We start from the raw sequence: 5,270 nt of genomic DNA, 5'->3' as shown, positions 1-5,270 counted from the left end.
ATCTTAAACCGTACTTTTCACCATTAAATTCTACAGAGTGACCTGCATTAGGTCCTACTCCTGCTCTTGCTATAATGTTGGGTTTATCATTATGACAGAGATAAGTAATACATTTACCTTTACCTTCGTCACCCCAACCGCCTCCGACTAAAACACTGCATGTCATTTATAATTCTCCTTAGACTATTGCCTCTTTTATATTAAAAAAGATGTAATAAAAACTTTTCCCTGAATTATGGAAATATTGATTAGAAATCTTCAATTTTAATCATGATATTAAATAACTCTTAAAATAAGATTTAATGAGTTATTTAGTGTTAAATAATAAATATTATTAATCTCTTTTTTTCCTAATAACTCTCTCAAATAATGTTGGAGTGAATCTCCTTTGCATAGCAATCAAAACATGTTGTTTTAGGGATTCATCCATGGTTTCAACTGATATTTCTTCTTCATCTTTTCTTATTCTGATTGCCTGTGCCATTTGAGCAAGGTCACGTGCATGTGCAAAGGTAGGTTGTAAACCTTCACCACCTTCCCTAACTGGTCTGTAAACAAGTCGGTATCTATCTAAAACTTCAGGCCCGTATTTTTCCCCCATTTCATTGAGATTCTTTTCAAATACTTCAACAATTTCATCGATTGTTGGTGATTCTAAAGAAATGTGTAATGGGGCTCTTCTAAGGTGTGCTTCATCCATAATTGTGATATCCAAATTAGTGGAGAATGCCGGGATGAAATGGGAATGAACCACCATTGGTGCACCTTTAACATAAATCATATCTTTTTTGTTTTCTAATGGGACAATTAATCGATTAAGTAGCGCATTATGGTCTTCTTTCTGCCTTCCTAAATCGTCCAGTAGAAGTACCCCTCCATTAGCTTTGATAATGGGTGAAGTTTCATATACTCCTTTGTGCGGGTCAAAATTAGTTTCTAATTTTTCAGTTGTAAGCTCTGAACCAGTGAAAACAAAGGGCGCGTAAATTTTAACCCAACGTGGATCTTTAGGTTGTTCTGGACACTCTTTATGGAAATCAGGGTCGTATAATTGAATGACCTGTTCACTGAATTCAATATAACGTGGAATTACCAGTGGAGGTAATAGATCAGACATCTTACTGGTTAAAAATGTTTTCCCTGTACCTGGAAGTCCATAAATAAATAATCCTTTACCACCGATAGCAGATTCTACTAAAGTGGTCTTACCATTTTCATTGCCCACAACATCTTTAAATGTTTTATCAATCACTTCTTTAGGCACTTTGATAGGGAATCTTCCTTTAATTTGGGCTTCCATGACTTGATAGTATATATCATAGGATACCGGAGCCATACCTATATATGGATTTTCACTTAGTAATTTGTCTGCTTGTGAACGACCTAACTGTTTTATGGTATATGTAACACTGGCAAATAAAAATCCACCACCAATTGGGGAGATTAACTCTTCTCTTTCCATAGGCTTTAAAACTTCTTCTAAAATGTCAACATAAATCCCGGTTATTTCACTAATTCTACTAACAGGGATATTTCCATAAGTGGCAATAATCTTTAGCACTAATTTTCTAATGAAATTTTCTGAAAGATCCATATCTTCCAGTGACCTTGGTTGTTCGAGGATTTTGAATAATTTTTGCATTTTTGTATCATGGTAGTAATCCATCAGACCACTCCTAATTTTAAGATTATTATCCCCTAATCAATATATGTTGTCAACTGTTATAACCTTTCTACCATTTCTTAGATAAAATTAAAAAAGTACTCGTACATCTTTTTTTTAATAAAAAAGTATTTTTATTTATTTTTTTTTCATTTGTAATCTATAATATCCTTGATTTCAATATACCCTTTAATTGTAAAGTTAAAATTCCAATCAATACTATTTATATAAATCAAGTTAATACTAAATTTTGTATATTGAGTAATTCAAAACAATTGAAAGTCGGGATAAACACTAAAATAAAGAGATTATAATTTTAATATTCTTTTGGAATTGGAAGGAGGAATATTTTAAAATAATCATAAATCAATTGATGTAATAGGAATATTAATCTTAATAATTTTGCTATCTGGGTGATTTGAAAAAATAACAAAAAGTGTTGTATAAACTATATAACTGTTAATCATGGTGTATTTTAAGGAATTGGACTTAAGCTAGACTCTATTTTGAAGAAATAATAAGCACACTAAAATAATCAATAAAAATCTTTGAAATTCTTTCACTATCCCCTATAAATTAATATGTGAATGGTATAAATATATTAAAAGATTTTTGATATTTATCTGGTTAAATTGAATCTGTGATTATTATGGGATACATTGTATGTGAAGAGTGTGGTGGTCATTACCAATTACAGGAGGGTGAATCTCCTGACGATTTTGAGTCATGTCAATGTGGAGGCCAGCTCAAATATGTGGAAACACTAGAAGGTAATGATATAGATTATGAAACTGCAAAAACTGATGATCGCCATGCATGTCCAAACTGCGGATCACCCATATCAGAGTATTCAATTATCTGTAGAAACTGTGGATACACCATAGAAATGGATGATATGCTCTCTAAAAAAATAGAATCAGAAAAACCAGATTGCGCTGATGTAATAAATACTCCGGCGGGAAAAGGCATTGATGGAGATGATATTGGGAAAACATTGGAAGAAAGCCCTGATGATATCACTCCCTCAGAATATGATGATTCTAAACTAATTAAAGATGGTGAAGGGGTTAAAAATAATGATTTAAAAAGAGTACCTGTTCTAGAAGAAGATATTTCTCTAGAAAATGTATCAGATGCAGCATCTCCCCATTTAGAAAAACAAACAATGGAAAACATGGAAACTGTTTTTAGGGATTCCAAATCAGAGAACATTTGCCCCAAATGTAAAAAAGAAAATGATCCTGATTCTAATTTTTGTAAATTCTGCGGCTTTGAACTCCATGACCTGGTAAATAAAAAGTTTTCCAATCAAAAAAATAAAGAAAAATCTCATTCTGATCGTAAAACATGTCCCAGTTGTGGCGCAGATATTCACATAGAATCCATTATTTGTCGAAATTGTGGAAAAACTTTACAAAATGATGTTTCAGCCCCAAAATCTGATTTTCAAAAAGCAGAGACTAAAAGTATTGTGGATGAAGAACTTACCCCTGATTTAATTGTAAATGATTTTGTTTATATTTTATCTTCACTTGATTTTTACAAACCTCTGATACTTTTAGGGTTTGCTGTTGTTTTTGCAGGCAAGATTGTGGGATTATTTGTCACAGATCTTATTTTCATGTTTTGTGCAATTATTTTCGCAGTTTTATCTAAAAAGAATACCCGGATTTCATTGGAAGGTTCATTTTTGATGGCTATTTTTGGGATAATTGTTATCTTAATTATTCAGACTTCCTGGAATATTTCTCCATTAGATCTATTCATATTCCTTTTCTTTAGTTTGATGGGTGGTTTTGTTGGCCGGCAATTGATTAAAAGGAATCTGGTTAAATAGATAGTTTCTCTGCTAATTTTAGAAATAAGTGATCTTGCAAAATGAAATTATTTTAATTAAAATAAAATTAGAAAATATGTTACATTATATGCTACTTTTCTTTCAAAAGGAGATAATTCAACATTATTTGAAATGAAAGTATCAATAATCAGGGTTATGTTCTATTCTTTTTTAGCAAGAAAAATTTGAATATCCAATTTGGTAATTTTTTGTTCGGGAAAATATTATATTCTTCAAACGATAGCAAAGTATATAAGTATATACTTATATACTAATGGTATATGTTGAAGGTAAATACAGAGCACTGCTGTGACATATCGCAAGAACTGGAAGAGTTATTCAAAGCACTTGCAAACATTAACAGACTATTATTGGTCTATTCACTAGCATCCGGCGAAATTGAAAAAGTTAATGTATCTCAAATGGCAGAGATGATGGGTGTAACTCAGCCAGCAGCCTCACAACACCTTAAAGTACTTAAAACTGCAGAAATTCTCATTGCCCAAAAAAAAGGCAACAATATCTACTATACTTTCAACAAAAACTCTATGGTTAAGCACAAAAAGAGAATTGATTTTTTATTTGGATGTGTGTTAACTAAGTGCGATTCATTAGAATGATATTTAAACTCATTACTTTGCTGTTGATTTTTAGGCAAGATTTATTATAAACAATTAAAAGGGGATTCACTCCAGATTAGAGAAAAATAGTATCATGAATATTAAAAATAACATTCAAAGAATATTAAAACGTTTCTCTCATCCCAAAGGTGATAATATGAATGAAATGAATATTAATGAAGAACTATCTGTCATAGTCATACCAGATACAGTTCTATTACATGAAACCACCATGAACTTGAAAATAGGTAAAAAAATCGGGGGCGAAATATACAATAGGGTAGTAAATGATGATGGTTATGGGATAGTATTAGCATCTAAAGAAGATTCACGTGGAATATACGCCGAATCAGATTTTTATAAAGTAGGAACCTTAGTAAAAATAGTAAATGCTCGTGAACAAAAAGATTTCTATCAGTTAAGAGTAGAAATTATGGAACGGGTAAAAATTAAAGATTTCATACCTGAAGGGCGAAATTACAGGGCCACCTATGAATTGAAACCTGATATAAATGATTTAGATGAAGAAAATCAAAAAGAAACACTAAAACACATACGCTATCTGGTTGCAGAAATAAGCCAGAACTTTAAAGGATCAAAACCATATGTGGATAAGGTTAATCATATGGATGATTTAACCCAGGCCATTGCTTATATATTCCCTCACATGAGGCTTTCTCTTGAAGAAAAGCAAAATCTGCTGGAAATCCGTTCTCTAGCAGATAAAAGTCTAAAATTTTTAGATATTTTAATAGAACAGAAAGATTCCATTAAATTTCAAATGGAAATGGCTGCAAAATTTAATGAAGAAATAAACAAAAAACATAGGGAAAACCTGCTGAAAGAGCAATTAAGGGCTATTCAGGATGAACTAAGTGAATCTGAAGGAACTTCTCCTAAAAAAGATTATCGGGAATTAATTGAAGCAGCAAACATGCCTGAAGAGGTAAAAGAAGTTGCATTAGAAGAAGTAAATAAATTGGATAGGCAGGGACCACATAGCTCAGAAGAAAACGTGATTAGAAATTATCTGGACTTATTGGTAAGTTTACCATGGGGCGAGAGTGAAATTAAAGATATAGATATTGAAGCAGCTCGTAAAATACTCAATGATGAACATTACGGCCTTGACAAAGTAAAAGATAGAATC

5 protein-coding genes are annotated in these 5,270 nt (G+C 31.7%); 3 read left to right on the top strand and 2 right to left on the bottom strand.

All coding sequences use genetic code 11. The features are described from left to right. On the bottom strand, nt 1-166 hold a 166-nt coding region (locus MXE27_RS11625; protein WP_248612615.1), incomplete at its 3' end, for an adenylosuccinate synthetase. Nucleotides 167-334: 168 nt separating this feature from the next. Next, a complete protein-coding gene (locus MXE27_RS11620) occupies nt 335-1,666 on the bottom strand; it encodes an ATP-binding protein (protein ID WP_248612614.1) in 1,332 nt (443 codons plus the stop codon). A 646-nt stretch (nt 1,667-2,312) separates the two neighbouring features. Between MXE27_RS11620 and MXE27_RS11615 the strand changes: the two genes are divergently transcribed. The 3 genes from MXE27_RS11615 to MXE27_RS11605 all read left to right on the top strand — a co-directional run. Continuing rightward, nucleotides 2,313-3,500 carry a zinc ribbon domain-containing protein gene (locus MXE27_RS11615; RefSeq protein ID WP_248612613.1) on the top strand — a complete coding sequence of 396 codons (1,188 nt, stop codon included), beginning with the start codon at nt 2,313-2,315 and terminating at the stop codon, nt 3,498-3,500. Nucleotides 3,501-3,781: 281 nt separating this feature from the next. Beyond that, on the top strand, nt 3,782-4,120 hold the full coding sequence (locus MXE27_RS11610; RefSeq protein WP_248612612.1) for an ArsR/SmtB family transcription factor: 339 nt from the start codon (nt 3,782-3,784) through the stop codon (nt 4,118-4,120). A gap of 157 nt (nt 4,121-4,277) precedes the next feature. Further along, nucleotides 4,278-5,270: LON peptidase substrate-binding domain-containing protein (locus MXE27_RS11605; protein ID WP_248612611.1), on the top strand; the 993-nt coding region annotated here is incomplete at its 3' end.

Source organism: Methanobacterium alcaliphilum (assembly GCF_023227715.1).
In the GTDB taxonomy this organism is placed as follows: Archaea; Methanobacteriota; Methanobacteria; order Methanobacteriales; family Methanobacteriaceae; genus Methanobacterium_E; species Methanobacterium_E alcaliphilum.
Note: the sequence above shows the minus strand (reverse complement) of the source record. Positions and strands in the feature narration are given on the sequence as shown.